The organism is Stenotrophomonas sp. SMYL20 (genome assembly GCF_036320045.1).
Taxonomy (GTDB): Bacteria; Pseudomonadota; Gammaproteobacteria; order Xanthomonadales; family Xanthomonadaceae; genus Stenotrophomonas; species Stenotrophomonas maltophilia_A.
The window spans coordinates 213,101-238,253 of the sequence record NZ_JAWIRT010000002.1; the positions used below are offsets into that span (position 1 = coordinate 213,101).

The following is a 25,153-nucleotide window of genomic DNA, read 5'->3' on the forward strand; positions in this document are numbered from 1 at the left end:
GGTTGGCACGACGCTACGGAGAAACGCACCATGCAGGGCCAACCCGAATACAGCGGCGGCTGCCAGTGCGGCGCGATCCGCTTCCAGGCGCGAGGCGAGCTGACCGACAGCTCGATCTGCCACTGCCGGATGTGCCAGAAGGCCTTCGGTGCCTACTATGCGCCGCTGGTGTCGGTGCGCGGCGTGCAGTTCAGCTGGACCCGCGGCCAGCCGCGCTATTTCCAGTCGTCCAACGTGGTGCGGCGTGGCTTCTGCGCCGACTGCGGTACCCCGTTGACCTATGAAGCCCCCGACGGCGTGGCCGTGGCCGCTGGTGCCTTCGACGAGCCGGAACGCCTGCCACCGACCATCCAGTACGGGGTGGAGCGCAAGCTGCCGTTCGTCGACAGTTTGTCCAGCCTGCCGGCGCGACGTACCGAGGAAGACGTCGCGGCGCTGGAGTTCCTGGCCACCATCGTGTCCCACCAGCATCCGGACCACGACACCCCGCACTGGCCGCCACGCAGCCGCTCCGCCGAAGGCTGAGCGGCGGGTAGCGCCGGGCCGTGCCCGGCGAGCGCGCAGCGCGGTCGGCGCCGATGCTCTACCATAGCCACCCCCTTTCCGGTCCCCGCCCGCATGAGCAAGAACAGCCAGTGGATTGTCGGCGTCAACGCCGTCGCCTCCTCCATCGAGAACGACGCCGAGAACGTCCGCGAAGTGCTGGTCGAGGCCGGTGCGAAGAACCCGCGCCTGACCGAGATCGAGGAAAACGCCCGCCGCAAGGGCATCGACGTGCGCAAGGTGAACAGCCAGGCGCTGGACGGTGTCGGCGGTTCGGTACGCCACCAGGGCGTGGCCGCGCGCTATGCCGCCGCCCGCACCTACAGCGAGAACGAGCTGGAAGGCCTGGTCACTGCAGCCGAGGGCAAGGCCCTGCTGCTGGTGCTGGACGAGGTGCAGGACCCGCACAACCTGGGCGCCTGCCTGCGCTCGGCGGCTGCCGCCGGCGCGACTGCCGTGATCATCCCCAAGGACAAGTCGGCCACGGTCAATGCCACCGTGCGCAAGACCTCGGCGGGTGCCGCCGATCTGATCCCGGTGGTGGCGGTGACCAACCTGTCGCGCTGCCTGAAGGACCTGCAGAAGCAGGGCGTGTGGATCTACGGCCTGGCCGGCGAAGCCACCGCCTCGCTGTACCAGCTGGACCTGAAGGGCAACATCGCCCTGGTGCTGGGCGGTGAAGCCGATGGCCTGCGCCGCCTGACCCGCGAGAACTGCGATGGCCTGGTCAAGATCCCGATGCCGGGCGAGATCGAGAGCCTGAACGTCTCCGTCGCGGCCGGTGTCAGCCTGTTTGAGGCCGTGCGCCAGCGCGGTTGATCGGCAGCAGCGGCTGTGTCGACCAAGGTCGACACCCACCAGGTAGTCGCCAACCTTGGTTGGCGCTCTTGCCGCCTCACCCCGCGCTGCCGCCCAGTGCCTTGAACAAGGTGACGTCGTTGTTCAGCTGGCCCTGGCGCACGCGCGCCAGCGACAGCTCGGCATCGCGCCGGGTCTGCTGCGCTTCCAACCAGGTGCGCAGGTCGGTGGCACCCACGCGGTAGCGCACTTCCTGCGCCCGTTCCACTTCCACCGCTTCGTCGTACGAAGCCTGCGAGGCCGCCACCTGGCGCGCCAGCTGCTCGCGTGCCGACAGCGCGTTGTCCACTTCCGAGAGCGCGGTATACAGCGTCTTGCGGAAATTGGTCGCGGCGATCTGGTAGGCGGTGCCGGCGATATCGGTATCCAGCTGCGCGCGCTGCAGGTTGAGGAACGGAAGCGACAGGCCGGCGCCCAGCGTGGCCACCGGGTTGCGCAGCACGTCACCCAGCGACGTTGCACTGGAGCCGAGGCTGCCGGTCAGGCTCAGCGCCGGGTAGTACTGGGTAGCGGTCACCTTGATGGTCTTCAGGCTGTTGCGCAGGCGCAGTTCGGCCGCGCGCAGGTCGGGACGGCGACCGAGCAGGTCGGTCGGCAGGCCCTCCGCGATGCTGGGGCTGCGTGCGCCGAGCAGGTCCTGCGGTTCGTCCTGCTGCGGCCAGGGCGTGCCGTCCAGCAGCACGGTCAGTGCATTGCGGGCCTCCACCCGCTGCTGTTCCAGCGCACTCTGCGAGGAACGCTGCGACTGCAGGTTCTGCAGTGCCTGGCGTACTTCCAGGCGCGATACTGCACCGGCGTCGAAGCGGGCCTGGACCAGTTCGCGGGTACGTTCCAGCCGCTCCAGGTTGGCCTGGCCGGTGGCGATGGATTGGTTGAGATAGGCCAGGTTCCAGTATTGGTTGATGGTGTCGCTGATCACCAGCAGCGCGGTGTTCTGCCGGTCTTCCTCGCTGGCCTCGGCTTCCCAGCGGGCGATGTCGCGCTGGGTGCGCAGGCGGCCCCACAGGTCCACTTCCCAGCCCAGCGAGACGCCGGTGGAATAGCTGCGGCGCCAGTCGTCGGCCTGGTCGGTGGCGCGGCTGGCGCTACCACTCACACCTGAAGACGAAGGCTGCGGCCACAACGCGTTGCTGGCCAGGCCGGCCTGCAGGCGCGAACGCTGCACGGCCAGGCCAGCGGCGGCAAGATCGCTGTTGGCGGCCAGCGCCTGCGCCACCAGACGGTCGAGACGTTCATCGCCGAAACCGGTCCACCAGGTGTCCTGGCGGATGTCGCGGCCCGGAGTATCCAGGCTGCTGCGCGGATCGTCGGCCGGCGCATTGAGGGTGGCGTCGCCACGACCGTAGGTCGCCGCCACGTCGGGGGCCTGCACCGGATAGCGGCCCATCGATGCGCAGCCGGACAGGGCGAGCAGTACAGCGCCCGCCAGCAGCAGGCGCGAGGGGGCAGGGAAGGGCAGTCGGGTCATCATCTTCATTCGCGGGCCAGGGCCTCCACCGGGTCGAGCTGCGCGGCGTTACGCGCGGGCAGGAAGCCGAACGCCACGCCGATCAGGGTCGAGCAGGCAAAGGCGGCGACGATCGAGGCGGTAGAGAACAGCACCTGGAAGTCGCTGGCGAAGCGGCCGATCATCGAGCCCAGCAGCAGGGCCAGGCCGATGCCGAGCACGCCACCGAGCAGGCACACCAGCACTGCTTCGATCAGGAACTGCTGGCGGATATCACTCTGCCGTGCACCGACGGCCATGCGCACGCCGATCTCACGGGTACGCTCGGTCACCGACACCAGCATGATGTTCATCACGCCGATACCACCGACCAGCAGTGCGATGGCGGCGATGGCGCCGATCAGCAGGGTCATCGTGCGCGTGGTCTGCTCGATGGTCTGGCGGATCTCGGCGCTGTTGCTGAGGAAGAAGTCCTCGGTGCCATGGCGCATCGTCAACAGTCGGGTGATCGCTTCCTGTGCGGCGTCCATCGGCGTGGCGTCGTCCACGCGCACGGTGATGCTGGACACGTGGCTCTGGCCGAGCATGCGCGACATCACCGTGGTGTACGGCAGCCACACGCTCAGGCTGGTGCTGCCGCCGAACCCGAAGCTCTGGCGCTTGGCCACGCCGACCACGCGCGCCGGCACGTTGCCGAGCAGGATCACCTGGCCGATCGGATCGACATCGGGGAAGAACTGGGTCTGGGTGTTCTCGTCGATCACCGCGACCTGGCCGAGGCTCTTCACCGCATCGGCATCGAAGAAGCTGCCGCTGAGCAGGGTCACGCCCTTGACCCGGAAGAACTGCTCGCCGACGCCGCTGACCTGGGCGGTGGAGGACTGGTTGCGGTAACGCGCGGTGACCGAGGTCGACACGCTGGGCGTGGAGCTGTCGACGTAGCTCTGCCGGGCCAGCGCATCGGCATCACTGGCTTTGAGCGTCTGCACACGGGCCGAGCGCATGTCGCCGAAACCACGGCCGGGGTAGACATCGATGGTGTTGGTGCCGAGCGCGCTGATGTTCTGCAGGATCTGCTGCTGCGAGCCGTTGCCCAGCGCCACCACCGAGACCACCGAGGCGATACCGATGATGATGCCGAGCATGGTCAGGAAGGTGCGCAGCCGATGTGCATTCATCGCCAGCAACGCCATGCGGAATGCTTCGGTGAAGCGGTCGCGCGCGGCCCGCCAGCTGTTGCCGCGGGCGACGCCGGTGCTGGCCTCGCGCTGCGCGCGGTAGGTCGGTGCATTCGGGTTGGCGCGGTCGGCGATGATCTCGCCGTCGCGGATCTCGATGATGCGCTGCGCGTGTTCGGCCACGCTCATGTCGTGGGTGACAATGATGATGGTGTGGCCTTCGGCGTGCAGCTCGCCGAGGATCGCCATCACTTCCTCCCCGGATTTCGTGTCGAGCGCGCCGGTCGGTTCGTCGGCCAGGATCACCTCGCCGCCGTTCATCAGGGCACGGGCGATCGACACGCGCTGCTGCTGGCCGCCGGACAGCTGGCCCGGCTTGTGGTGCATGCGGTCGCTCAGGCCCAGCCGCTGCAGCAGCTGCTCGGCACGCGCGTTGCGCACCGGGCCGGGGCTGCCGGCGTACACCGCCGGCACTTCCACGTTGCCGCGCGCATCGAGGTCGCCCAACAGGTGGTAGCGCTGGAAGATGAAGCCGAAATGCTCGCGGCGCAGTTCGGCCAGCTCGTCCGGCTCCATCTTCCCGGTTTCGCGGCCGGCCACCTGGTAGCTGCCACGGGTGGGACGATCGAGGCAGCCGAGGATGTTCATCAGCGTCGACTTGCCTGAGCCGGACTGGCCGACGATGGCCACCATCTCACCGGCGTGGATGTCGAGGTTGACGTCGCGCAGCACGGCGATCACATCGTCGCCGGCCGGGAATTCGCGTCGCAGGTCGCGCAGGCGCAGCAGCGGCGCCGTCGTGCTCATCGGCGCCCCATGCCCGGGCCGCCGACCCGCATCTGCATGCCGCCGCGGTTGCCGCCGCCGGCGCTGGCACCGGCCGCACCGGCTTCGCCGACCACCACGCGCTCGCCTTCCTTCAGTCCCGACAGGATCTCGGCCGAGGCGCCGTTGTTGATGCCCACGGTAACCTTGCGCGGCTGCGGCTGGCCCTTGTCGTCCAGCACCCGCACCATGCGCTCGTCGCCACGGCGCTTCGGCCCCAGTGCCACCGCCGGCACCATCAGCACGCCCTTGGCCTGCTTCAGCAGTACCGAGACCTGCGCGGTCATGTCGATGCGCAGCGTGCCATCCGGATTCTCCACGTCGAACAACGCGTTGTAGTACACCGCGCTGCTGGAGCTGGAACTGGACGAGCTGCTGGAACTGGACGAACTCTCGTTGGCGATCGAGGCCGGCGCCGGATTGATCTGGCGCAGCGTGGCGTGGTACTTGCGATCCGGATCGCCCAGCGTGGTGAAGTACACCGGCATGCCGGCCTTGATCTTGACCACGTCGGCTTCGGAAATTTCGGCATTGACCGTGACCACGTCCAGCCGCGCCAGCATGACGATGGTCGGTGCGGTCTGGTTGGCGTTCACGGTGCGACCTTCCTCGGCCACCACCGCCACCACGGTGCCGTCCATCGGCGCGGTGATGCGGGTGTAGGCCAGGTTGGCGCGGGCGGTGCCCAGCTCGGTCTCGCGGCCCTTGATCTGTGCCTCGTAGGACTGCAGCTGGGCACGTGCGGTCTTCAGCTGTGCTTCGGCGGCATCGTATTCCTGGCGCGAGGTGGCCTCGACGGCCAGCATCTGCTGCTGGCGCGCGAATTCCAGTTCGGCCTGGCGCAGGGTGGCCTGCTGCACGGCGCGCTGGGCGGTGACCTGGTCCAGCGAGGCCTGCGCATTGAGCACCTGGTTCTGCTGGGTGGTGGCGTCGATTTCGGCAATCAGGTCGCCTTCCTTCACGGTATCGCCCAGCTGCACCTTCAGCGATTTGATCTGGCCAGAGGCCTGCGCACCGACGCTGACCAGCTTGTAGGCGTCGATCACGCCGGTGGCGTCCACCGTCTGCTCGATGTCACCACGGCTGACGGGCGTGGTCGCCACCGCCGGGGCGGCGGGCTTGCGCAGCAGCCACCAGGCGGCTGCGGCAACGGCAAGGGCGAGCAGGGCGATCAGTATCAGGCGACCCCGGCGGGTCGCGGGCAGCAGGCGGAACGTCACGTCGTGGCTTCACTCTCGGGGCCGCGGTGGCGGCGTTGGTGGGCATTGTGAAGACCGGGCGATGGGCGGCTCAATCCTCGGGGTATGTCTCTATGTAACACTGTCGGTGAATACGCGTAACCACAGGTATCCCGCCCATGGCTGGATACACTGGTACGCATTGCCCCGGATGCGGTTCAGCTGCCGACACGGGATGATCGCGACATGGAGACTGAAAACACGATGCATCGACTGCTGATCGTCGACGACGACAACGACATCCGCACCCTGCTGGCCGAACAGCTCGGCCGGGCCGGCTACCAGGTGAGCACGGCGGCAGACGGCACCGCCATGCGCCAGCTGCTGGACCGCGAACACGTGGACCTGATCGTGCTCGACCTCAACCTGCCGCGCGAGGATGGCCTGACCCTGTGCCGCGACCTGCGCGCGCGCTCGAACACGCCGGTGATCATGCTGACCGCGCGTGCTGAGCCGATCGACCGCGTGCTGGGCCTGGAAATGGGCGCCGACGACTACCTGGCCAAGCCGTTCGAACCGCGCGAGCTGCTGGCACGCATCCGCAACGTGCTGCGCCGGACCGAGGCGCTGCCGGCGAACCTGGAGCCGCTGGCGGTGCGCCGTGCGCGCTTCTCGCGCTGGGTGTTCGATCTGGAGCATCGCCACCTGGTGGACCCGGACGATCGCGTGGTGGTGCTGTCCGGCGCCGAGTTCCGCCTGCTGCGGGTGTTCATCGCCCACGCCAACAAGGTGCTGTCGCGCGAGCAGCTGGTCGCGCTCAGCAGCGGCCGCAACTACGAGGCACAGGACCGCGCCATTGATCTGCAGGTCAGCCGGCTGCGCAACAAGCTGGGCGACGACGGTGGCCCGGACGGACTGATCAAGACCGTTCGCAACGAAGGCTATGTACTGGCCTCCTCGGTGAACCTGGAATAAGCCGCGATGAAGCGCCTGCGCCATTTCCTGTCCTCGATGGTCGGGCGGTTGTTCGTGATCCTGCTGCTGGGCATGAGCGTGGCCGCGATCGGCGCGACCATGCTGGCCACCTCCAAGCGCCAGCAGGAGTTCGAGCGGCAGAACCTGAACCGCATCGCCGACCGCCTCCAGGGCTACGTCAACCTGCTCGACGGCAACCCCGAACTGCGCGAGCGCCTGCTCGAAATCGGTGGGCCGAGCGTGCGTGCGCTGCAACCCGGCGCACGCCTGGGACGGGCCGATACCGCGTTGATGGAAGTGCTCGATGACCGGCCCGGCCCGGTCGCACGCGCGCATGTGCACTTCGCTTCGTTTCGCTCCTGCATTCCCAAGCTGCAGGACCTGCTGCCCCCGCCGCCACCGGGGCATCGCAAGCATCCGCGCGAACGTGATCCGGCGTTCATCCCGCCCAAGTGCCGTGCGGTCGACGTGACCCTCAACGACGGCACGCTGCTGAAGCTGGCGCTGGATTCGCCGGCGGTGGCACACAACGGCATCCTCGCCGTGGACCCGTGGTTCCTGACCCTGCTGGTGCTCGCGATTGCGGTGCTGGCCTATATCGTCGCGCGCATGGCCAGCGCGCCGCTGCAGGAACTGGCCGCAGCCGCCGAAGACCTGGGCGACGACCTGCAGCGCGATCCACTGCCGCTGCGCGGCCCGCGCGAAGTGCAGCGCGCCGCCGAAGCCTTCAACGCCATGCAGCATCGCCTGCAGCGGCACCTGGCCGAGCGCACGCAGATGCTGGCGGCGATCACCCATGACCTGCAGACCCCGCTGACCCGGCTGCGCCTGCGCCTGGAGAATGTCAGCGACGAGGTGCTGCGTGAGCGCCTGATCGGCGATCTGGCCGCGATGCAGGCGTTGGTGCGCGAAGGCCTGGAGCTGGCGCGCAGCGCTGAGAGCGCCGAGCAGCGCGCCGCACTGGACCTGGATTCGTTGCTGGAGAGCATCGTTGAAGACACGGCCGAGGGCGGCGGGGATGTCGTCTTTGAAGGTGGCAGCGGAGCGGTGTTGATGTTGCGTCCGCTGGCCATGCACCGCCTGTTTTCCAACCTGGTGGACAACGCGGTGATGTATGCCTACCGGGTGCGGGTACGGGTCGAGCGTAGTGGTGGCGCGATCACCGTGGTGGTGGCCGATGACGGCCCGGGCCTGGCCGAGGATCAGCTGGAAGCCGTGTTCGACCCGTTCGTGCGGGTGGAAACCTCGCGTTCGCGCGAAACCGGCGGCGCCGGTCTGGGCCTGACCATCGCCCGCGCCCTGGCTGAGAAAGACGGGGCGCGGCTGTGGCTGCGCAACCGCGCCGAAGGTGGGCTGGAGGCGGTAGTGCAGTGGCCGGCCAGTGCACAGGTGACGACGCCGGGCCGCGCGGGCTGAGCCTTCGCGGCTGGCGATGGTGACGCCGTGGGCAGGGTTTGGCCTATCATCTGCGCATCTTCCCAGTTCCCCCCCGATGAGCCAGCCCGTCCCCGCCGGCATGCCGTCCCGCGCTGCCCGGCAGTTCCCGCATGCTGCCAGGCCCGGCAGCCCTGCCTGGCCGCCGCCGCTGCACTGATGGCCGGACAGGGGGACATCGGGCGCTGGGTGGAGCGCTGCGGATCAGATATCGGTCGATGGCTGCGACAGGGCCTGCTGTGGCTGCTGCTGGCCCTTGCACTGCCGGTGGCAGCGCAGGAGGGGGCTCCGCCACTGCGCGACTACGCCATTGATGTATGGACGTCGCGCAACGGCCTGCCGCACAACTCGCTGCGCGACATCGCGCAGACCCCCGAAGGCCACCTCTGGTTCGCCACCTGGGAAGGCCTGGTGCGTTACAACGGGCTGGATTTCACCGTGTTCGACCGCAGTACCCGCCCGGGCCTGCGCGACAACGGCATCGGCGCGCTGTTCGTCGACCGCCAGGGTGGGCTGTGGATCAGTGATTCGCGGGGCAATGTCAGCCATCGCGGCAACGATGGCCAGTGGCGTGTCTGGGAGCACCAGGCCGATACCCCGCAGGTCCTGATCCAGTCCATGCAGATGGACAGCCAGGGCCGCCTGTGGCTGCTGTATGAAGGCAAGGGCATCGGCTATCTGACGCCGGACACCGGCATCGTCTACCACGCTCCGGCCGCCGACCTGCCGATGGCGATGAGCTTCACCAAGCTGGTGGTCGATGCGCAGGACCGGGTCTGGGCCGGCACGTTGGATGGACTGGTGCTGCGCGACAACGATGGCGTGCTCAAGCGCGCGCCAGCGACTTGGGGGCTGGGCGCCGGCAGTGGCCTGTCGTGGCCGTACCGCGCTCCGGATGGCGCGCTGTGGATCGTCGCCGGCGAGCGCCTGTACCGGGTGGAGGATGATCAGCTGGTGCTGATGCACCGCCTGCCGGGGCAGCTGCACCTGACCTCGATGCTGCAGGATCGCCATGGTGACCTGTGGCTGGGCACCGAGAACCAGGGCCTGCTGCGGATCTCAGCGCATGGCCTGGAGCGCCTGCCGGCGGGCCTGAACCTGCCGGGTGGGCGCGTGGTCAGCCTGCGCGAGGATGCCGAGGGCAGCATCTGGGTGGGTGCCAACGGTGGCCTGTACCGCCTGCGCGAAACACTGTTCAGCAGCTACACCGAGCGCGATGGCCTCAGTGGCGACTATGTGCGGACCGTGTTCGAGGACCGCGAACGCCAGCTGTGGGTCGGCAGTGCCAGCGGCCTTGACCTGCAGACTGCTGATGGCCGCTTCCGCGCGATGCCGCTGCACAACCGCGGCGGCAAGGCACCGTCGGTGCTCAGCCTGGCGCAGGGTCCGGACGGTGACCTGTGGGTCGGAACGTTCGGTGATGGCGTCTACCGTCTTGGCCCAAATGGCCGGCTGCGGCACAACTATGCCGCCGCCGATGGCATGCCGGGCGGCAACATCCGCGCGATCAGCGTGGACCCGCAGGGTGTGGTCTGGGCCGGCACCCAGAAGGGCGTGGTCCGCATCGACGGCGACCGCGTGCAGGTATCAAGCGTTGCGGGCATGCCCAGCGGCCTGATCACCGCGCTTGAGCACGATCACCAGGGCAACCTGTGGATCGGCACCATCGAGGGCATCCGCGTACTGCGCGGCGACCACGTGCAGTCGATCGACCTCGCGCCGATGGGCGGTGGCCGCAGCGTGTTCGGCTTCCATCAGCTGGGTGACGCGATGTGGATCAGCAGCGACCGTGGCCTGTACCGCTGGCGCAACGGCACGCTGGCACGGGTGGGGCTGGAGCAGGGCATGCCGGTGGATGCGGTGTTCCAACTGGTGCCGGATCGCCTTGGCAACGTGTGGATAAGCAGCAACCGCGGCGTGCTGCGCACCGACATGGCCACCCTCAACGCCGTGGCCGATGGCCGCGCACCCCGGGTGGTGGTGGAGCGCTACAACGAGATTGACGGCATGGCCAACGCGCAGGCCAACGGCAGCTCCGGGCCATCGGCGATCCTGCGCCAGGACGGCACGTTCTGGGTGGTCACCGCCGGAGGCCTGAGCACCGTCGATCCGCAGCGCCTGCAGCGTTTCCGCGAGCGTCTTTCACCGCCGGCAGCGATTGAAAGCGTGCAGGTGGATGGCGCACCGGTGCATTGGGAAGGCCCGGACCGCAACTACATTCCCGGCGGCCGCCGCTTGGCGGTGAGTTATGTCGGCCTGAGCTACCTGATGTCTGACCGGATCCGCTACCGCACGCGGTTGGACGGCCTGGATACGGGGTGGGTCGAACGCGGCCCGCAGCGCAGCGTGGAGTTCGTCGGCCTGCCGCCAGGCGACTACACCCTGCACGTGGCCGCTGCCCATCCGAGTGGCAGCTGGGGCCAGCAGGAAGCGGTATGGAGCTTCACCGTGGAGCCGTTCTGGTGGCAGCGACGCAGCGTGCAGGTGCTGGGTGGCCTGTTGCTGCTGGCCGGGCTGGTGGCGCTGTACCGGCTGCTGCTGCAGCAGCTGAAGGCCAGCAACCTGCGCCTGGCACGGCGCGTGGACGAGGCGACCTTCGACCTGCAGGCCAAGACCGTGCACCTGCAGGCGCTGAACCAGGAAAAGACCGAACTGGCCGAGCGCCTCGCACGCCAGGCCGAGGCATTCGAACGGCAGGCCCGCGAGGATGCACTGACTGGCCTGGCCAACCGCCGTGCCTTCGATGAAACGCTGGCGCGTGACTTCGCGCGTTCGCAGCGCAGCGGTCATCCGCTGTGCCTGGTGGTGCTGGATATCGACCACTTCAAGGACGTCAACGACCGCCACAGCCACAGCATCGGTGATGCGGTGCTGGTGCAGGTGGCGCGGTTGATCGCCGCCGCCAGCCGCGACTCGGACCTGCCGGCGCGCACCGGCGGCGAAGAGTTCGCGCTGCTGCTCAACGACACCCGTCTGGAGGAAGCCGCACAGCTGTGCGCGCGCCTGCGCGGCCTGTTCCACGACCACCCCGACTGGGCCGGCGTGGACGGCCTGCGCGTGACCTTCAGCGCAGGGCTGGTGGAGCTGGATGCCGACGACCGTACCCCGGCGTTGCTGTACCAGCGTGCCGACCGCGCGTTGTACCGCGCCAAGAGCGATGGCCGGGATCGAACGAGCATCGGTTGATTGCATCCACGCATGGCGTGGATCTACCGTCCGGTGAGTGGTGGGTGCGGACTGTTGGTCCGCACTGCGTGGATGCGGTTGCGCCGTTGGCTGGCTTACCGCGGCCAGGCGTTGGCGATGGTGCAGAACAACCGCGCGGTCTGCTCGGTGTCATATACCGCGCTGTGCGCCTCGTTGGCATCCCAGCCCAGCCCGGCGGCGGTGGCCGCACGCGCCAGCACGGTCTGCCCGTAGGCGATGCCGGCCAGGGTCACCGTATCGAACACGCTGAAGGGATGGAACGGATTGCGCTTGTGGCCGGTCCGCGCCACCGCTGCATTGACGAAGCCGAGGTCGAAATGCGCGTTGTGGCCGACCAGGATCGCGCGCTGGCAGCCGTACTTCTTCATGGCCGCGCGTACCGGGGTGAAGATGTGGTCCAGCGCCGCCTTCTCTTCCTTGGCCAGCCGGAACGGGTGGTCGAGGATGATGCCGGTCACTTCCAGCGACTTCGGGTCGATCTCCAGGCCCTCGGCCGGCACCACGTGGGCACTGGCGGTCTGGCCGGGGTAGAGCAGGCCGTTCTCGTCCATCTCGATCGGCACGGCGGCGATTTCCAGCAGCGCGTTGCGCTGGCTGTCGAAGCCGCCGGTTTCCACGTCCACCACCACCGGCAGGAAGCCGCGGAAGCGTTGTGACATCGCGCGCTGCGCCTGGGGGACTGCGGAATCGTGAGCGGCGGCAGGTGCGGGGGTGGGGTCAGTCATGCGTGAATTCTAGCAGAGCGACCCTGAGCGCCCGGCCAGCCCTCGGTGCATGCGTTCCCTGCGCGGGCGTGTGTCGACCAAGGTCGACACCTACCGGGGCACCGCGCGCTCAGGATTCCGGTAGGTGCCAACCTTGGTTGGCACACGGTGCGCCGACCAGGTTTGGCGATTACCGGACTGCTGGCCGTGCAGGCGTGGCCGAGGGAGACCACCGCGCCAACCACGCATCCACGCTCAGCCTGCCGGCGCCGGTGAAGATCAGCGGCAGCAACATGGCCATGAACAGCACCGGCAGCTTGAAGTTGCCGAAGCCCTGGTCAGTGATCGCGTAGCCCATGGCCAGGTCGGCCAGCGAGTTCCACTCCATCGGCCAATGCACCGCATAGGTGGCCACTACGGTCAGCACCAGCAGGCTGGCGGCGGCAAACCGGGTGCCGAAGCCAACCAGCAGGCAGGCCGCGCCAATCAGCTCGAACCAGGTTGCAAGCTGCCAGTTCAGGGTGGCCGGCAGCTGGTCGAACGGGAACGGGAAGGCGTCCTGCAGGTCGGCGAACCAGTTCTGGCCGTGCAGCTTTTCGCGGCCGGATTCGAAGTATTCCCAGGCCAGCAGCAGGCGCAGGCCGAGCGGGGCCAGCCAGGGGGCGAGACGGTCCAGCTGGCCGCGCGCGGCGGCCAGGGTCGGAAGGTTCATCGGTGGTTCTCCGGGGGGAAGGGGCGTCAGCCAGGGACTGTGAGCGGGCCGATCACGCCGGCCTGCAGGAACTGCTGCAGCAGTGCAGCACCGGGTTCGGCCAGCGCCTCCTCAGCCAGGCCGTGCGCGGCGGCCAATTGCCGCAGATAGGCATGTCCATCGAGGCCGGGTTGTTCGCCGATGCTGGACAGCAGGTATACCGCCAGCGGGCTGAGTGCGGCGAAGCGCACTTCGCCGTCAGCCTCACGGCGCACCAGCAGGCCGGTCGGCTCGGTGGGCGGCTGCATTGGTGCATCCTCGGCGCCCAGCCGGTGCACCGGCCACTGGTACAGCAGCGGCCACGCCAGCGGCGAGCGTTGCAGTGGCACCCGCAGCGGATCGATCTCACCCCGCACCGGCAGCGGCTCGGCAGAAAGCTGGTACAGCGCGGTTTCCACCCACTCGTAGTGGGCCAGCTCGGCCAACGCCGGGTGCGGCAGCTGCGGCTGTGCCTGCAGCCACTGCACGAATTCGGCGGCCAGTTCGGTGAACAGCGGCGTCTGGCAGCGATGGGTGGCGAAGTAGTGGCGCACCAGGTCGCTCCAGGCCGGTTCGCCGAGCAGGCGCACGCAGACCGGGAAGCCGTTGCTCAACAGGCCGAGCAGGTTGTTGAACAGCAGCCGCTGGTACACCGCGACCCGGCGTGGTTCCAGCCCGGCGGGTGCGGCCACCGCCTGCGGATCGCGCAGGTGTGCGGTGAACGCATGCTGCTGTGCGCGCAGAGTGTGGGAGGTATCAGCCATGGGCGATACCGGTATGGCGGGACTGCAGGCGGCGGATGGTCTGCAGTTCGCCCTGCAGCTCGGCGTACGGGGGGAAGTTGAAATCGCGTTCGAGCAGGGTGGGGCGTGGGCCGATGCGCGCGTAGGTACGCGCCAGCAGCTCCCAGACCGGGTCGATCACCGCGCTGCCATGGGTGTCGATCTTCAGGTCCGGTGCCTCGTCCAGGTGCCCGGCCACGTGCAGGCAGACGATGCGCTCTGCGGGTAGCCCGGCAATGAAGCTGTCGGCATCGTAGCCGTGGTTGCAGGCGTTGACGTAGACATTGTTGACGTCGAGCAACAGGTCGCAGTCGGCTTCGGCGAGCACGGCATTGGTGAAGGCCAGTTCGTCCATCGCCGGCTCCGGCGCCAGGTAGTAGGACACGTTCTCCACCGCGATGCGGCGACCCAGCAGGTCCTGCACGTGGGTGATGCGTGCGGCGGTATGGCGCACGGCTTCGTCGGTGAACGGAATCGGCAGCAGGTCGTACAGGTGGCCGTCGTCGCTGCAGTAGCTCAGGTGCTCGCTGTACAGCGGCACGCGGTGCTTTTCCAGGAACTGGCCGACCTGTTCCAGCAGCTGCGTATCCAGTGGCGCGCTGCCGCCCAGCGACAACGACAGGCCGTGGCAGCTCAACGGATGGCGCTGCGCCAGTTCGGCCAGTGCATCCCCGGCGGGACCACCGACATGGATCCAGTTCTCCGGCGCGCATTCGAGGAAATCGAAGTCGCCTGCCGGGGCGTCACGCAGGTCCTGTAGCAGCGCCCGGCGCAGGCCCAACCCGGCGGCCGCCGCACGAAGCGGCGACCGCGGGTGGACGAGGCTGGCGCGGACGTCAGTGCTTGCCACCGCACTTGCCTTCGCCGCACTTGCCTTCAGCCGACTTCTTGTCGCCTGTCTTGGCAGCGGCTGCACCAGCAGCCTTGCCCTTGTCGGCACCGCACTTGCCTTCGCCACACTTGCCTTCGGCAGCCTTGCCCTTGTCACCGCCGCACTTGCCTTCAGCGGTCTTGCCGTCGGCGCCGCACTTGCCTTCGGCGTGCTTGGTATCGGCAGCCTTTGCCGCCTGGCCAGCCACCAGGTAGCCCTGGGCCAGGTCGCTCATGCTCAGGGCCGAGGCACTGGCGGTCATGCCCAGGCCGGCGGCCAGGGCCGTAGCGGTCAGCAGGGACAGGGTCTTGTTGGAACTGCTCATCGGTCTTACTCCTAGGTGGTGGGCAGGCGCCCGGGGTGAATCGATGGTGCAGCGATCCTACTCAACGAATCCTCGCCAAGAACTCAAATTTTCGTGAGATTTGTTACAGAGCGGGAGACCGGTGGCCGGAACGCCCACAACAAAAGGGCCGCTGTCACCAGGACAGCGGCCACCTTGGAGTCAACTCCGGTGTTGCAGTGCAGCGTCAGGGCTGGCCGGTGCTGGAGGTTTCATCGCGTTTTTCACGCGGCGGCAGCGGCTGCTCGCCATGCACCAGGAACCACACGTTCTCGGCGATGTTGGTGGCGTGGTCGCCCACGCGCTCCAGGTTCTTCGCCATGAACAGCAGATGCGTGCAGGGGGTGATGTTGCGCGGGTCTTCCATCATGTAGGTCAGCAGCTCGCGGAACAGCGCGGTGTACTGCGCGTCCAGTCGGGCGTCGTCCTCGCGCAGCGCCAGCGCAGCATCGGCATCGTTGTCGCGGTAGGCGGCAATGGCACGACGGACCTGCTGCGCGGCCAGGCGGCCGAGCGCCCGCAGGCCCTGGATCTGCGGCAGCGGCGGTACCTTGCCCAGCGCGATCGAACGCTTGGCAACGTTGGCCGCATAGTCGCCGATGCGCTCGATGTCGGCCGGGATGCGCAGGCCGGCCAGGATCTCGCGCAGGTCGCGCGCCATCGGCCCACGCAGCGCCAGGCGCATCACGTCATGGCTGATCTGCTGCTCCAGCGCATCGATCGCTTCGTCGTTGGCGATGATGCGATGGGCGGCGTTCTCGTCGCGCTTCTCGATCACGTCCATCGCCGCTTCGAGCTGAGCGACGGCCATCTCGCCCATGCGCACGATTTCGGCCACCAGCCGCTGCTGTTCTTCGTCGTAGCTCTTGACGATGTGGTCGTTGGGAAGATTCATGGTCTGCAATCCGGGTAGAGCCAGGCCATGCCTGGCTGGCGTGATTTGTAGAGTCGAGCCATGCTCGACTGACATTGTCTGTCTGTCGACTGACGTTTCAGCCGAAGCGACCGGTGATGTAATCCTCGGTCTGCCGCTGCGACGGCTGCGAGAAGATCACTTCGGTGCGGTCGTGCTCGATCAGGTCGCCCAGGTACATGAAGGCGGTGTAGTCGGACACGCGCGCGGCCTGCTGCATGTTGTGGGTGACGATGACGATGGTGTACTCGTGCTTGAGCTCTTCCACCAGCTGCTCGATGCGGCTGGTCGAGATCGGATCCAGCGCCGAGGTCGGCTCGTCCAGCAGCAGCACCGACGGGCGCAGGGCCACGGCACGGGCGATGCACAGGCGCTGCTGCTGGCCACCGGACAGGCCCAGTGCGCTCTGCCCCAGCTTGTCCTTCACTTCGTCCCACAGCGCGCCCTGGCGCAGTGCCTGCTCGACGCGGTCGGCCATGTCGGCCTTGCTCAGCTTCTCGTGGTGGCGGATGCCGTAGGCCACGTTCTCGAAGATGGTCATCGGGAACGGCACCGGCTTCTGGAACACCATGCCGACCTTGCTGCGCAGGCGGTTCATCGGGTACTTCGGCGACAGGATGTTCTCGCCGTCCAGCAGCACTTCACCACGCGCCTCCAGCTTCGGGTACAGCGCGTAGATGCGGTTGAAGATGCGCAGCAGGGTCGACTTGCCGCAGCCGGAGGGACCGATCAGCGCGGTCACGCGCTTTTCCGGGATCTCCAGGTTGATGCCCTTCAGGGCATGGAACTTGTCGTAGTAGAAGTCCAGTCCACGCGCAGCCAGCTTCACCGGCGACGGCGTGTGCAGGCTCTCGTGCGAGGACGGCACGGCGATGCGCTGCATCGGCACGGCGTTGGAAAGGTCGTTCATGGCGTTATCCACGGAAAGGTCAGTCATGGGAGATACGGTTGCGCAGCAGGATGCCGCGGGCGGCAAGGCTGACCAGCAACACGAAGACAGTCAGCACCAGGGCACCGGCCCAGGCCAGCACCTGCCAGGATTCATACGGGCTGCCGGCGAACTGGTTCATCACCACCGGCACCGAGGCCATCGGCTGGAAGATGTTGTTGTTCCAGTACTGGTTGCCGAAGGCAGTGAACAGCAGCGGTGCGGTCTCGCCGGAGATGCGGGCCAGCGCCAGCAGGATGCCGGTGATGATGCCGGCCGACGCACTGCGGTACAGCACCTGCACGATCACCTTCCACTGCGGGATGCCCAGCGACAGGGCCGCTTCGCGCATCTGCGAGGGCACCAGGCGCAGCATTTCGTCGGTGGTGCGAACCACCACCGGCAGCACGATGAAGGCCAGCGACAGCGCACCGGCGAACGCCGAGAAGTTGCCGCCGGTCTGCATCACGTACAGCGTGTAGACGAACAGGCCAAGCACGATGGACGGCGCAGACAGTAGGATGTCGTTGACGAAGCGGACCACGGTGCCGGCCTTGCGGGCGTTGCCGTACTCGGCCAGCCAGGTGCCGGCAAGCACGCCCAGCGGGGTGCCGATGCCGATCGCCAGCGCACACATCACGGCACTGCCGAAGAAGGCGTTGGCGAGACCGCCTTCCTGCATCGGCGGCGGCGTCATCTTGGTGAACAGATCCCAGTTGATGCCGGCCAGGCCCTTGGAGGCCAGGGTGAACAGGATCCAGCCCAGGAAGAACAGGCCGAACAGGGCGGTGGCGCAGGAGGCGGTGATCGCAACGACATTGCCGATGCGACGGCGCAGGTACAGCGAATCAGCGGTGGTGGACATCAGTTGCCCTCCTTGCGGGACAGGCGCATCAGCATCAGGCGGGCGATGGCCAGCACCACGAAGGTGACGATGAAGAGGACGAAGCCGAGCAGCAGCAGGGCCGAGCGATAGGTTTCAGTGGCTTCGCCGAAATCGTTGGCGATCAGCGCGGCGATGGTGGTGCCCGGTTCCAGCAGCGACGGCGACAGGCGCACGCTGTTGCCGATCACGAAGGCCACCGCCATCGTCTCGCCAAGGGCGCGGCCGAGGCCGAGGAAGATGCCGCCGATCACTGCCGAGCGGGTGTAGGGCAGGACGATGTCCCAGCTCACTTCCCACTTGGTGGAGCCCAGCGCGTAGGCCGATTCCTTCAGGCGGGTCGGCACGGTCAGGAACACTTCGCGCATCACCGAGGAGATGAACGGAATGACCATGATGGCCAGCACGAAACCGGCGGTGAGCATGCCGATGCCCAGCGGCGGACCCTGGAACATCGGGCCGATGATCGGCCATTCGCCCAGCGTCTCGTTGAGGAACGGGGTGACGTACTCGGTCATCACCGGCACCAGCACGAACAGGCCCCACATGCCGTAGATGATCGAGGGAATGCCGGCCAGCAGTTCGATGGCGGTACCGACCGGGCCACGCAGCCAGCGCGGCGCGACTTCGGTGAGGAAGAAGGCGATGCCGAAGCTGACCGGCACGGCGATGACCATCGCGATGAGTGCGGTGACCAGGGTGCCGTAGATCGGGGCGAGGGCGCCGAACTTGTTTTCGACCGGATTCCAGTCGGCGGAGAAGAAGAAGCTCAGGCCCTGCATCTGCAGGGCATGGCGGCCGCCCCACAGCATCGACAGCGCGGCGCAGGCCAGCGCGATCAGGACGAAGATGACGGTGCCGACCAGCACCCATCGGAACAGTTTGTCGTTGCGGGCATCACGCGCATCACGCGTGGACGGGGCGGCTACAGGCTGGGCGATGGCATTCATGGGGACGGCAGGGCCAGGAAGGGGCGGGGCGGCACGGCGTGGAAGAAGCGGTGCCCGCGCGGGGCGGGCACCGTCGTGTCCATCACTTCAGGTCGGTCGCCCAGTAGGCCTCGATCTGCTTGACCAGTTCGGCCGGCAGCGGCACGTAGTGCAGCTCGTTGGCCTGGGCCTGGCCGTTCTCGAAGGCCCACTTGAAGAAGGCCAGGGTGTCCTGGTTGCGCTTGGCGTCCTTCGGCTGCTTCTGCATCAGCATGAAGTTGGTGGCGGTGATCGGCCACGCCTGCTCGCCCGGGGCGTTGGTGATGACCAGGTTGAAGTCCTTGGCGCTGGCCCAGTCGGCGCTGGCAGCCGCAGCGGCGAAGGTTTCCGCGCTCGGTTCGACCCAGTTGCCGGCCGCATTCTGCATGGCGGTGTACGGCATGCCGTTCTGCAGCGCGTAGGCCAATTCGACGTAGCCGATCGAGCCCTTGATCTGCTTCACGTAGGACGCGACGCCTTCATTGCCCTTGCCACCGACGCCGTCCGGCCACTGCACCGAGGTGCCTTCGCCGACCTTGCTCTTCCACTCCGGGCTGACCTTGGACAGGTAGTTGGAGAAGTTGAAGGTGGTGCCCGAACCATCCGAACGGTGGACCAGGGTGATCTTGCCGTCCGGCAGCTTCACGCCCGGGTTGGCGGCGACGATGGCCGGGTCGTTCCAGGTCTTGACCTTGCCCAGGAAGATGTCGGCCAGCAGGGCGCCGCTCAGGCGCAGCTTGCCGGTTTCCAGGCCTTCGATGTTGACCACCGGCACCACGCCGCCGATGGCGGACGGGAACTGGGCCAGGCCGGCCTGGGCCAGCTCTTCGCTGCTCAGCGGCTTGTCGGAGGAACCGAAGTCGACGGTGCCGGCCTTGATCTGGGCGATACCGCCACCGGAGCCGATCGACTGGTAGTTGATCTTGGCACCGGTGCTGCTGTTGTAGTCAGCCGACCACTTGGAGACCAGCGGGAAGATGAAGGACGCGCCCGCGCCGGACACTTCGGCGGTCACCTTGGCACCGGCAGCGGCCGGGGCGGCGGCACCGTCGGCAGCCGGCTGCTGCGCGGCCTGCTTGTCGCCACCGCAGGCCGACAGGCCCAGGGCGATGGCCAGGGAAAGGGCGGCAAGGCCGGCCGAGTGCAGTTTCATGGTCACTCCATAGCGGGGAAGAGCCGACGTCGTCGGCGGATGCGGCTATGAAATGATGTTTTTGTTACAGCCGTATTACGACCATGACAGAGGTGTCCTGGATCACGTTCTGACAAGGGTTTCACGGGGTTGGCCTCCATCCGGAAGCTCCCCGGAGACCCCGGATCTGCGCACCGATATGACGGCAGGCACAAGGTACAGCCGAGCCCACGCTCAGCTGCTCCCTGCCCTCGGTAGGTGCGGACCGTTGGTCCGCACGCTCCAGCACCCAGCCGAGCGTGGGCTCGGCTCTACAGAGGCAGGTGCCCCCAAAAACAAGAAGAGCGCGAGATCTCGAGGATCTCGCGCCCGGGGTGGGATCGGCGGGGGAGAGAGGACCCGCCGATCCCGTTCCTGCGGGGGAACGCGCTTGCTTACTTCAGGTTCTGCGTCCAGTAGGTCTCGATCTGGCGGACCAGGCTGTCCGGCAGCGGCACGTAGTCCAGCTGGCGGGCCTGGGCATCGCCGCTCTTGTAGACCCAGCGGAAGAACTCCTGGGTGGCCTTGCCGTTGGCAGGGTTCTTCGGCTTCTTGTGCACCAGGATGAAGTTGGTGGCGGTGATCGGCCAGGACTCGGCGCCCGGGGCATTGGTCATCACCAGGTAGAAGTCCTTGGCGCTGGCCCAGTCGGCGCTGGCAGCAGCGGCGGCGAACGAGGCGTCGCTCGGCTGCACGAAGCGGCCGGCGGCATTCTTCATCGCGGTGTACGACAGCTTGTTCTGCAGCGCGTAGGACAGTTCGACGTAGCCGATGCCGCCCTTGATCTGCTTCACGTAGGCAGCAACGCCCTCGTTGCCCTTGCCGCCGATGCCGGCCGGCCACTGGACCGAGGTGCCTTCACCGACCGAGCTCTTCCACTCCGGGCTGACCTTGGACAGGTAGTTGACGAAGTTGAAGGTGGTGCCCGAACCATCCGAGCGGTGCACGACGGTGATCTTGGCGCTCGGCAGGGTCACGCCCGGGTTCAGTGCGGCGATGGCCGGGTCGTTCCAGGTCTTGATCTTGCCCAGGAAGACGTTGGCCAGCACGGTGCCGTCCAGCTTCAGCGCGCCCGGGGCGATGCCGGCAACGTTGACCACCGGCACCACGCCGCCGATCACCGACGGGAACTGGGCCAGGCCCGCAGCAGCCAGTTCTTCCGGCTTCAGCGGAGCATCGGAGGAGCCGAAATCAACGGTCTTGGCCTTGATCTGGGCGATACCACCGCCGGAACCGATCGACTGGTAGTTGACCTTGTTGCTGGTGGCGGCGTTGTAGTCGGCCGACCACTTCGACATCACCGGGTAGATGAACGAGGCGCCCGCGCCGGTGATTTCAGCGGCGTTGGCGGCGAACACGGACGACGCTGCGAAGACGGCAACGGCAACGCGCGACTTGAAGGCGTGGATCACGGGGTGGCTCCTGGGTTGATTGGGATGCGGGGTTACCCGCCCGGCGCACATTCCATAACGGTTCGATGACAGCGCAGGGACCGTTGTATGACGCAACCGTTACAGCGCTGCCCGGCGCCCGCACAGCCAGGGGCGTGAAGGTTCTGAGTGCTGCGGGCAACGTGATGACCATGCGCCGGAGACGGACGTGGCCCGGTTGCGATCACGTTCTATATGTCGCTGATGGCCTGCCCAGTGTGGTCGTCAATGCCATCCCGGCCTGGCATTCCGCAGTGATGCTGCGTCATCCACACGAAACCATCGATGCAGGTGAGAGCGTCGCGGCGGTCGGTCCGGGCCGAGACGCTGATACATGACGCCATATGCCGCAAGGGATCGACAAGCATGTGGCGGCAAATGAGTCGTACGCATGACCGCACGAAGAAATCTGTGGTTGGTGCTCAGGTTGTCATTCGGCTGTCATGGTTTTAACGGAATGTTCGCAAAACGCTTGACCGGCCAGCCGGCGTGGCGTTCTGCCCAAGCCATTCCAACCCTCTGGAGAAATCCAAAATGCGTTCCCATTTGCTCGCCGCCGCGGTCGTTGCAAGCCTCGGTCTGGTTTCCGCCGACGCCTTCGCAGCTCCCGCCAGCACGGGCGTATCCCAGGCACAGCTGCAGCAGCTGCAGGCGCAGATCGCTGCCCTGCAGGCCCAGGTCCAGCAGTTGCAGAACGATTCGCAGGCGCTGCAGGCACAATCTGACGCGCAGTCCGAAGTGAACATCACCCAGGCCCAGGCCCTGGAAGGTGCGCAGAAGACCCAGACCAGCGTCGACAAGCTGGCCAAGCTGGTCAATGACAACAAGATCGGCGGTCGCATGTTCTTCGACCTGACCAACATCGACAAGACCAGCAACGGCAAGGACACCGCCGCCAGCGGCACGGGTCTGGACGTCAAGCGCTTCTACCTGACCGTCGACCACAAGTTCAACGACATCTGGTCGGCCAACCTGACCACCGACTTCCAGTACAGCTCGGCCATCGGCAACACCGAACTGTTCGTCAAGAAGGCCTACGTGCAGGGTAGCTTCGACCCGGCCTTCAATCTGCGCGTCGGTGCCGCCGACATGCCGTGGATTCCGTACGTCGAGAAGTTCTACGGCATGCGTTATGTCGAGAACACCCTGACCGATCGCCTGAAGTACGGCAACTCGTCCGACTGGGGTCTGCATGGCTTCGGCAACCTGGGCAACAACTTCAACTACGCGGTCTCGGTCGTGTCCGGCGCCGGTTACAAGAACCCGACCCGCAGCAAGGGCATGGACGTGGAAGGCCGCGCGGCCTATACCCCGAACGAGAACTTCGTGGTTGCCGTCGGTGGCTACAGTGGCAAGCTGGGCAAGGAAACCGACATCCAGAGCGCCGAGAACACCTACACCCGCGCCAACGCGATGGTGGCCTACGCCAGCAGCGACTTCCGCGTCGGTGGCGAGTACTTCCAGGCCAAGAACCTCAACAACGTGATGACCGTTGCCACCGACAAGACCAGCGGCTGGTCGGTGTGGGGCAGCGTGCGCGTCACCGACGGCGGCATCAACGTGTTCGGTCGTTACGATGACACCGACGTCAGCAAGACGCTGGACCCGACCCTGAGCGACAAGTACTGGAACGTCGGCGTCGAGTTCCCGGTCATGAAGAACCTCAAGCTGTCGACCGTGTACAAGTACACGCACCTGGCCAACGCCAGCGACAAGAAGAACGACAAGACCAAGGAGTTCGGCGTCTGGGGCGACCTGTCGTTCTGATGTCCTGAAGCACTCTTGTCTACAAGCAAAGACGGCGGGCCCTGTGCCCGCCGTCCTTGTTTTGTCACACCACGAACGCGTTCACGCCTCGGCCGTGGTCTTTTCCTTGAACCGGCACAGGTCGGCGATCACGCAGCCCGGGCAATCCGGCTTGCGCGCCTTGCACACATAACGTCCGTGCAGGATCAGCCAGTGATGCGCGTCGAGCAGGAACTCGGCCGGAATCACCTTCACCAGTTTGTCTTCCACTTCGCGCACGTTCTTGCCCGGGGCCAGGCCGGTACGGTTGGAGACGCGGAAGATATGCGTGTCCACCGCCATCACCGGCTCACCGAACGCAGTGTTGAGCACCACGTTGGCGGTCTTGCGGCCCACGCCCGGCAGCGCTTCCAGTTCATCGCGATCGCGCGGCACTTCACCGCCGTGCTTCTCCAGCAGGATCGCGCAGGTGGCGATCACGTTCTTCGCCTTGGCGTTGAACAGACCGATGGTGGCGATGTACTGCTTCAGCCCGTCCTCGCCAAGCGCGAGGATCTTTGCCGGGGTATTGGCCACCGGGAACAGGCGGCGCGTGGCCTTGTTGACGCCCACGTCGGTGGCCTGCGCCGACAGCGCGACCGCCACCAGCAGTTCGAACGGTGAGCTGTACTCCAGTTCGGTCTTCGGGTGCGGATTGAGTTCGCGCAGGCGGGTGAACATTTCCACCACATCGGCGCGCGGCATGCTGCCACCGCGTCGCGCCGGCGCGCGCGGGGTCTTCTTCGCAGCGGCCATTACTGCTCCTTGCCGGTGGCGCGGGCCTTGGCCCGGGCGAGAATCGCGGCGGCGGCCGGGGGCAGGGCGGGCTTCATGTCCGGCGCCGGGGCTGGCGTGCGTCGCGCATCGCGTTCGGCCTCGCGGCGCGCCAGGCGCACGGCACGGGCACGGTAGCGTTCGCGTGCGGCCCAGGCCGCGTGCAGCTGCTGCTGGGCCTGCTGCAGGCGTCGTGGAAGGTCCGGGTGGCCGGGCAGCAGCTGTTCGTCGCCGGCACGGGCAACGTAGTCCATGAGACCGGCCTGCAGGGCGCCATCGAGATCGTCTGCCTGGACCCGGGCGAACAGCTGCGCGGGGTTGGGTCGGGATGCCATGGCGTCAGCGGTTCTGGAAGGCCGGCGGGCGGCGCTGCAGGAAGGCGCTGGTGCCTTCGCGCATGTCTTCGGTGGCGAACAGCAGGCCGAACTGCGCGCTTTCGTACTCCAGCCCAGCCTCCAGGCTGCATTCGCCACCCACGTGTACCGCGTCGAGCAGGCCACGCAGGGCCAGCGGGGCCGAGCGTGCCAGCTGGCGCGCGATGTCCTGTACACGGTTGTCCAACGCATCGGCGGGCACCACCTCGTTGACGATGCCCAGTTCCAGTGCACGCGCGGCGTTGATCGGTGCACCCAGCAGGCACAGCTCCAGGGTGGCGGCGCGGCCGCACAGGCGCAGCAGGCGCTGGCTGCCGCCGAAGCCGGGAATCAGGCCGAGATTGATCTCCGGCTGCCCGACCTTGGCCGTATCGGCAGCGATGCGCAGGTGGCAGGCCATGGCCAGCTCCAGCCCGCCGCCCAGGGCGAAGCCGTTCACGCGTGCGATCACCGGCTTGGGCATGCGCTCGATCTGGCGCATCAGGGCCTGGCCGAGCAGGGAGAAATCACGTCCCTGAACCGCACTGAGTGTGTTCATCTCGGCGATGTCGGCCCCGGCCACGAAAGCCTTCGGACCGGCACCGGTCAGCACCACCACGCGCACGTCCGGGTCGGCGGCGGCAGCGCTGAACGCCTCGGTCAGCGCCTGCAGGGTCGCGGCATTCAAGGCGTTGAGCTTGTCCGGGCGCTGGACGGTCACGGTGCGGATGGCGCCGTCGTCGGCGACAGCGATCAGGGCATCGGCCACGGGGAAACTCCTGAAACGTTAAAAAAAAGTGAGATTGAACTCCGCCAACGCAGACGGGTCTTAGCCTGCATCGTGAGTAGCGGTTACACGTTGTGCCCGTTATC

23 protein-coding genes are annotated in these 25,153 nt (G+C 67.1%); 6 read left to right on the forward strand and 17 right to left on the reverse strand.

From position 1 onward, the window contains the following. Positions 1–30: 30 nt before the first annotated feature. Together V3B48_RS02535 and rlmB are read left to right on the forward strand one after the other, a co-directional pair. Positions 31–525, forward strand: a complete 495-nt coding sequence (locus V3B48_RS02535) for a GFA family protein (RefSeq protein ID WP_279943068.1) — start codon at positions 31–33, stop codon at positions 523–525. 93 nt (positions 526–618) lie between these two features. Continuing rightward, a complete protein-coding gene (rlmB, locus tag V3B48_RS02540; protein WP_005408775.1) occupies positions 619–1,362 on the forward strand; it encodes a 23S rRNA (guanosine(2251)-2'-O)-methyltransferase RlmB in 744 nt (247 codons plus the stop codon). Between the two features lie 76 nt (positions 1,363–1,438). Here rlmB and V3B48_RS02545 read toward each other — a convergent pair whose 3' ends face one another. From V3B48_RS02545 to V3B48_RS02555, 3 genes are read right to left on the reverse strand one after another with little or no spacing between them, the layout of a single operon-like run. Continuing rightward, positions 1,439–2,878: a TolC family protein gene (locus V3B48_RS02545; RefSeq protein ID WP_049463608.1), complete on the reverse strand. Its 1,440-nt coding sequence runs from the start codon at positions 2,876–2,878 to the stop codon at positions 1,439–1,441. Then, positions 2,875–4,833, reverse strand: a complete 1,959-nt coding sequence (locus V3B48_RS02550; protein ID WP_329893097.1) for a MacB family efflux pump subunit — start codon at positions 4,831–4,833, stop codon at positions 2,875–2,877. The genes V3B48_RS02545 and V3B48_RS02550 overlap by 4 nt, the downstream gene beginning before the upstream one ends. Further along, on the reverse strand, positions 4,830–6,071 hold the full coding sequence (locus V3B48_RS02555) for an efflux RND transporter periplasmic adaptor subunit (protein WP_329893098.1): 1,242 nt from the start codon (positions 6,069–6,071) through the stop codon (positions 4,830–4,832). Before V3B48_RS02555 ends, V3B48_RS02550 begins: the two co-directional genes overlap by 4 nt. 204 nt (positions 6,072–6,275) lie before the next feature. Here V3B48_RS02555 and V3B48_RS02560 point away from each other — a divergent pair, with 204 nt between their 5' ends. From V3B48_RS02560 to V3B48_RS02570, 3 genes are all read left to right on the forward strand, one after another. After that, positions 6,276–7,004: a response regulator gene (locus tag V3B48_RS02560; RefSeq protein ID WP_005408779.1), complete on the forward strand. Its 729-nt coding sequence runs from the start codon at positions 6,276–6,278 to the stop codon at positions 7,002–7,004. 6 nt (positions 7,005–7,010) lie between these two features. After that, the gene (locus V3B48_RS02565; RefSeq protein WP_329893099.1) at positions 7,011–8,420 is read left to right on the forward strand and encodes an ATP-binding protein; all 1,410 of its coding nucleotides are present in this window, start codon (positions 7,011–7,013) and stop codon (positions 8,418–8,420) included. A gap of 177 nt (positions 8,421–8,597) precedes the next feature. Further along, positions 8,598–11,624, forward strand: coding sequence for a two-component regulator propeller domain-containing protein (locus V3B48_RS02570; protein ID WP_329893100.1), 3,027 nt, complete (start codon positions 8,598–8,600; stop codon positions 11,622–11,624). Positions 11,625–11,719: 95 nt separating this feature from the next. Here the strand turns inward: V3B48_RS02570 and rnt are convergent, their stop codons facing one another. From rnt to pstS (V3B48_RS02625), 11 genes are all read right to left on the reverse strand, one after another. Continuing rightward, positions 11,720–12,304 carry a ribonuclease T gene (rnt, locus tag V3B48_RS02575; RefSeq protein WP_005408782.1) on the reverse strand — a complete coding sequence of 195 codons (585 nt, stop codon included), beginning with the start codon at positions 12,302–12,304 and terminating at the stop codon, positions 11,720–11,722. A gap of 235 nt (positions 12,305–12,539) precedes the next feature. Beyond that, positions 12,540–13,061, reverse strand: coding sequence for a DoxX family protein (locus tag V3B48_RS02580; RefSeq protein WP_121503829.1), 522 nt, complete (start codon positions 13,059–13,061; stop codon positions 12,540–12,542). A gap of 26 nt (positions 13,062–13,087) precedes the next feature. Continuing rightward, entirely contained in the window at positions 13,088–13,843 is a 756-nt protein-coding gene (locus V3B48_RS02585; protein ID WP_180855167.1) for a putative DNA-binding domain-containing protein, read from the reverse strand. Beyond that, positions 13,836–14,711 carry a DUF692 domain-containing protein gene (locus tag V3B48_RS02590; protein ID WP_180855169.1) on the reverse strand — a complete coding sequence of 292 codons (876 nt, stop codon included), beginning with the start codon at positions 14,709–14,711 and terminating at the stop codon, positions 13,836–13,838. The genes V3B48_RS02585 and V3B48_RS02590 overlap by 8 nt, the downstream gene beginning before the upstream one ends. Continuing rightward, positions 14,698–15,057 (reverse strand): hypothetical protein, encoded by a 360-nt coding sequence (locus V3B48_RS02595; protein ID WP_049421602.1) that lies wholly within the window; start codon positions 15,055–15,057, stop codon positions 14,698–14,700. Before V3B48_RS02595 ends, V3B48_RS02590 begins: the two co-directional genes overlap by 14 nt. A gap of 205 nt (positions 15,058–15,262) precedes the next feature. After that, a complete protein-coding gene (gene phoU, locus V3B48_RS02600; RefSeq protein WP_008265615.1) occupies positions 15,263–15,970 on the reverse strand; it encodes a phosphate signaling complex protein PhoU in 708 nt (235 codons plus the stop codon). 97 nt (positions 15,971–16,067) lie between these two features. Beyond that, on the reverse strand, positions 16,068–16,898 hold the full coding sequence (gene pstB, locus V3B48_RS02605; RefSeq protein WP_005408788.1) for a phosphate ABC transporter ATP-binding protein PstB: 831 nt from the start codon (positions 16,896–16,898) through the stop codon (positions 16,068–16,070). 19 nt (positions 16,899–16,917) lie between these two features. Beyond that, positions 16,918–17,781, reverse strand: coding sequence for a phosphate ABC transporter permease PstA (gene pstA / locus V3B48_RS02610; protein ID WP_032127902.1), 864 nt, complete (start codon positions 17,779–17,781; stop codon positions 16,918–16,920). Continuing rightward, positions 17,781–18,749 carry a phosphate ABC transporter permease subunit PstC gene (pstC, locus tag V3B48_RS02615; RefSeq protein ID WP_008267250.1) on the reverse strand — a complete coding sequence of 323 codons (969 nt, stop codon included), beginning with the start codon at positions 18,747–18,749 and terminating at the stop codon, positions 17,781–17,783. The genes pstA and pstC overlap by 1 nt, the downstream gene beginning before the upstream one ends. 82 nt (positions 18,750–18,831) lie before the next feature. Next, positions 18,832–19,920 (reverse strand): phosphate ABC transporter substrate-binding protein PstS, encoded by a 1,089-nt coding sequence (pstS, locus tag V3B48_RS02620; protein ID WP_329893101.1) that lies wholly within the window; start codon positions 19,918–19,920, stop codon positions 18,832–18,834. Between the two features lie 413 nt (positions 19,921–20,333). After that, positions 20,334–21,350 carry a phosphate ABC transporter substrate-binding protein PstS gene (gene pstS / locus V3B48_RS02625; RefSeq protein ID WP_329893102.1) on the reverse strand — a complete coding sequence of 339 codons (1,017 nt, stop codon included), beginning with the start codon at positions 21,348–21,350 and terminating at the stop codon, positions 20,334–20,336. A 552-nt stretch (positions 21,351–21,902) separates the two neighbouring features. Here pstS (V3B48_RS02625) and V3B48_RS02630 point away from each other — a divergent pair. Then, positions 21,903–23,135 carry a porin gene (locus V3B48_RS02630; RefSeq protein ID WP_032127900.1) on the forward strand — a complete coding sequence of 411 codons (1,233 nt, stop codon included), beginning with the start codon at positions 21,903–21,905 and terminating at the stop codon, positions 23,133–23,135. Between the two features lie 81 nt (positions 23,136–23,216). On the opposite strand, the gene nth is transcribed toward V3B48_RS02630, so the two are convergent. From nth to V3B48_RS02645, 3 genes are read right to left on the reverse strand one after another with little or no spacing between them, the layout of a single operon-like run. After that, on the reverse strand, positions 23,217–23,909 hold the full coding sequence (gene nth, locus V3B48_RS02635) for an endonuclease III (RefSeq protein ID WP_049463598.1): 693 nt from the start codon (positions 23,907–23,909) through the stop codon (positions 23,217–23,219). Further along, entirely contained in the window at positions 23,909–24,262 is a 354-nt protein-coding gene (locus V3B48_RS02640; protein WP_329893103.1) for a hypothetical protein, read from the reverse strand. The genes nth and V3B48_RS02640 overlap by 1 nt, the downstream gene beginning before the upstream one ends. 4 nt (positions 24,263–24,266) lie before the next feature. Further along, positions 24,267–25,049 (reverse strand): enoyl-CoA hydratase-related protein, encoded by a 783-nt coding sequence (locus V3B48_RS02645; RefSeq protein ID WP_032127897.1) that lies wholly within the window; start codon positions 25,047–25,049, stop codon positions 24,267–24,269. Positions 25,050–25,153 lie beyond the last annotated feature (104 nt).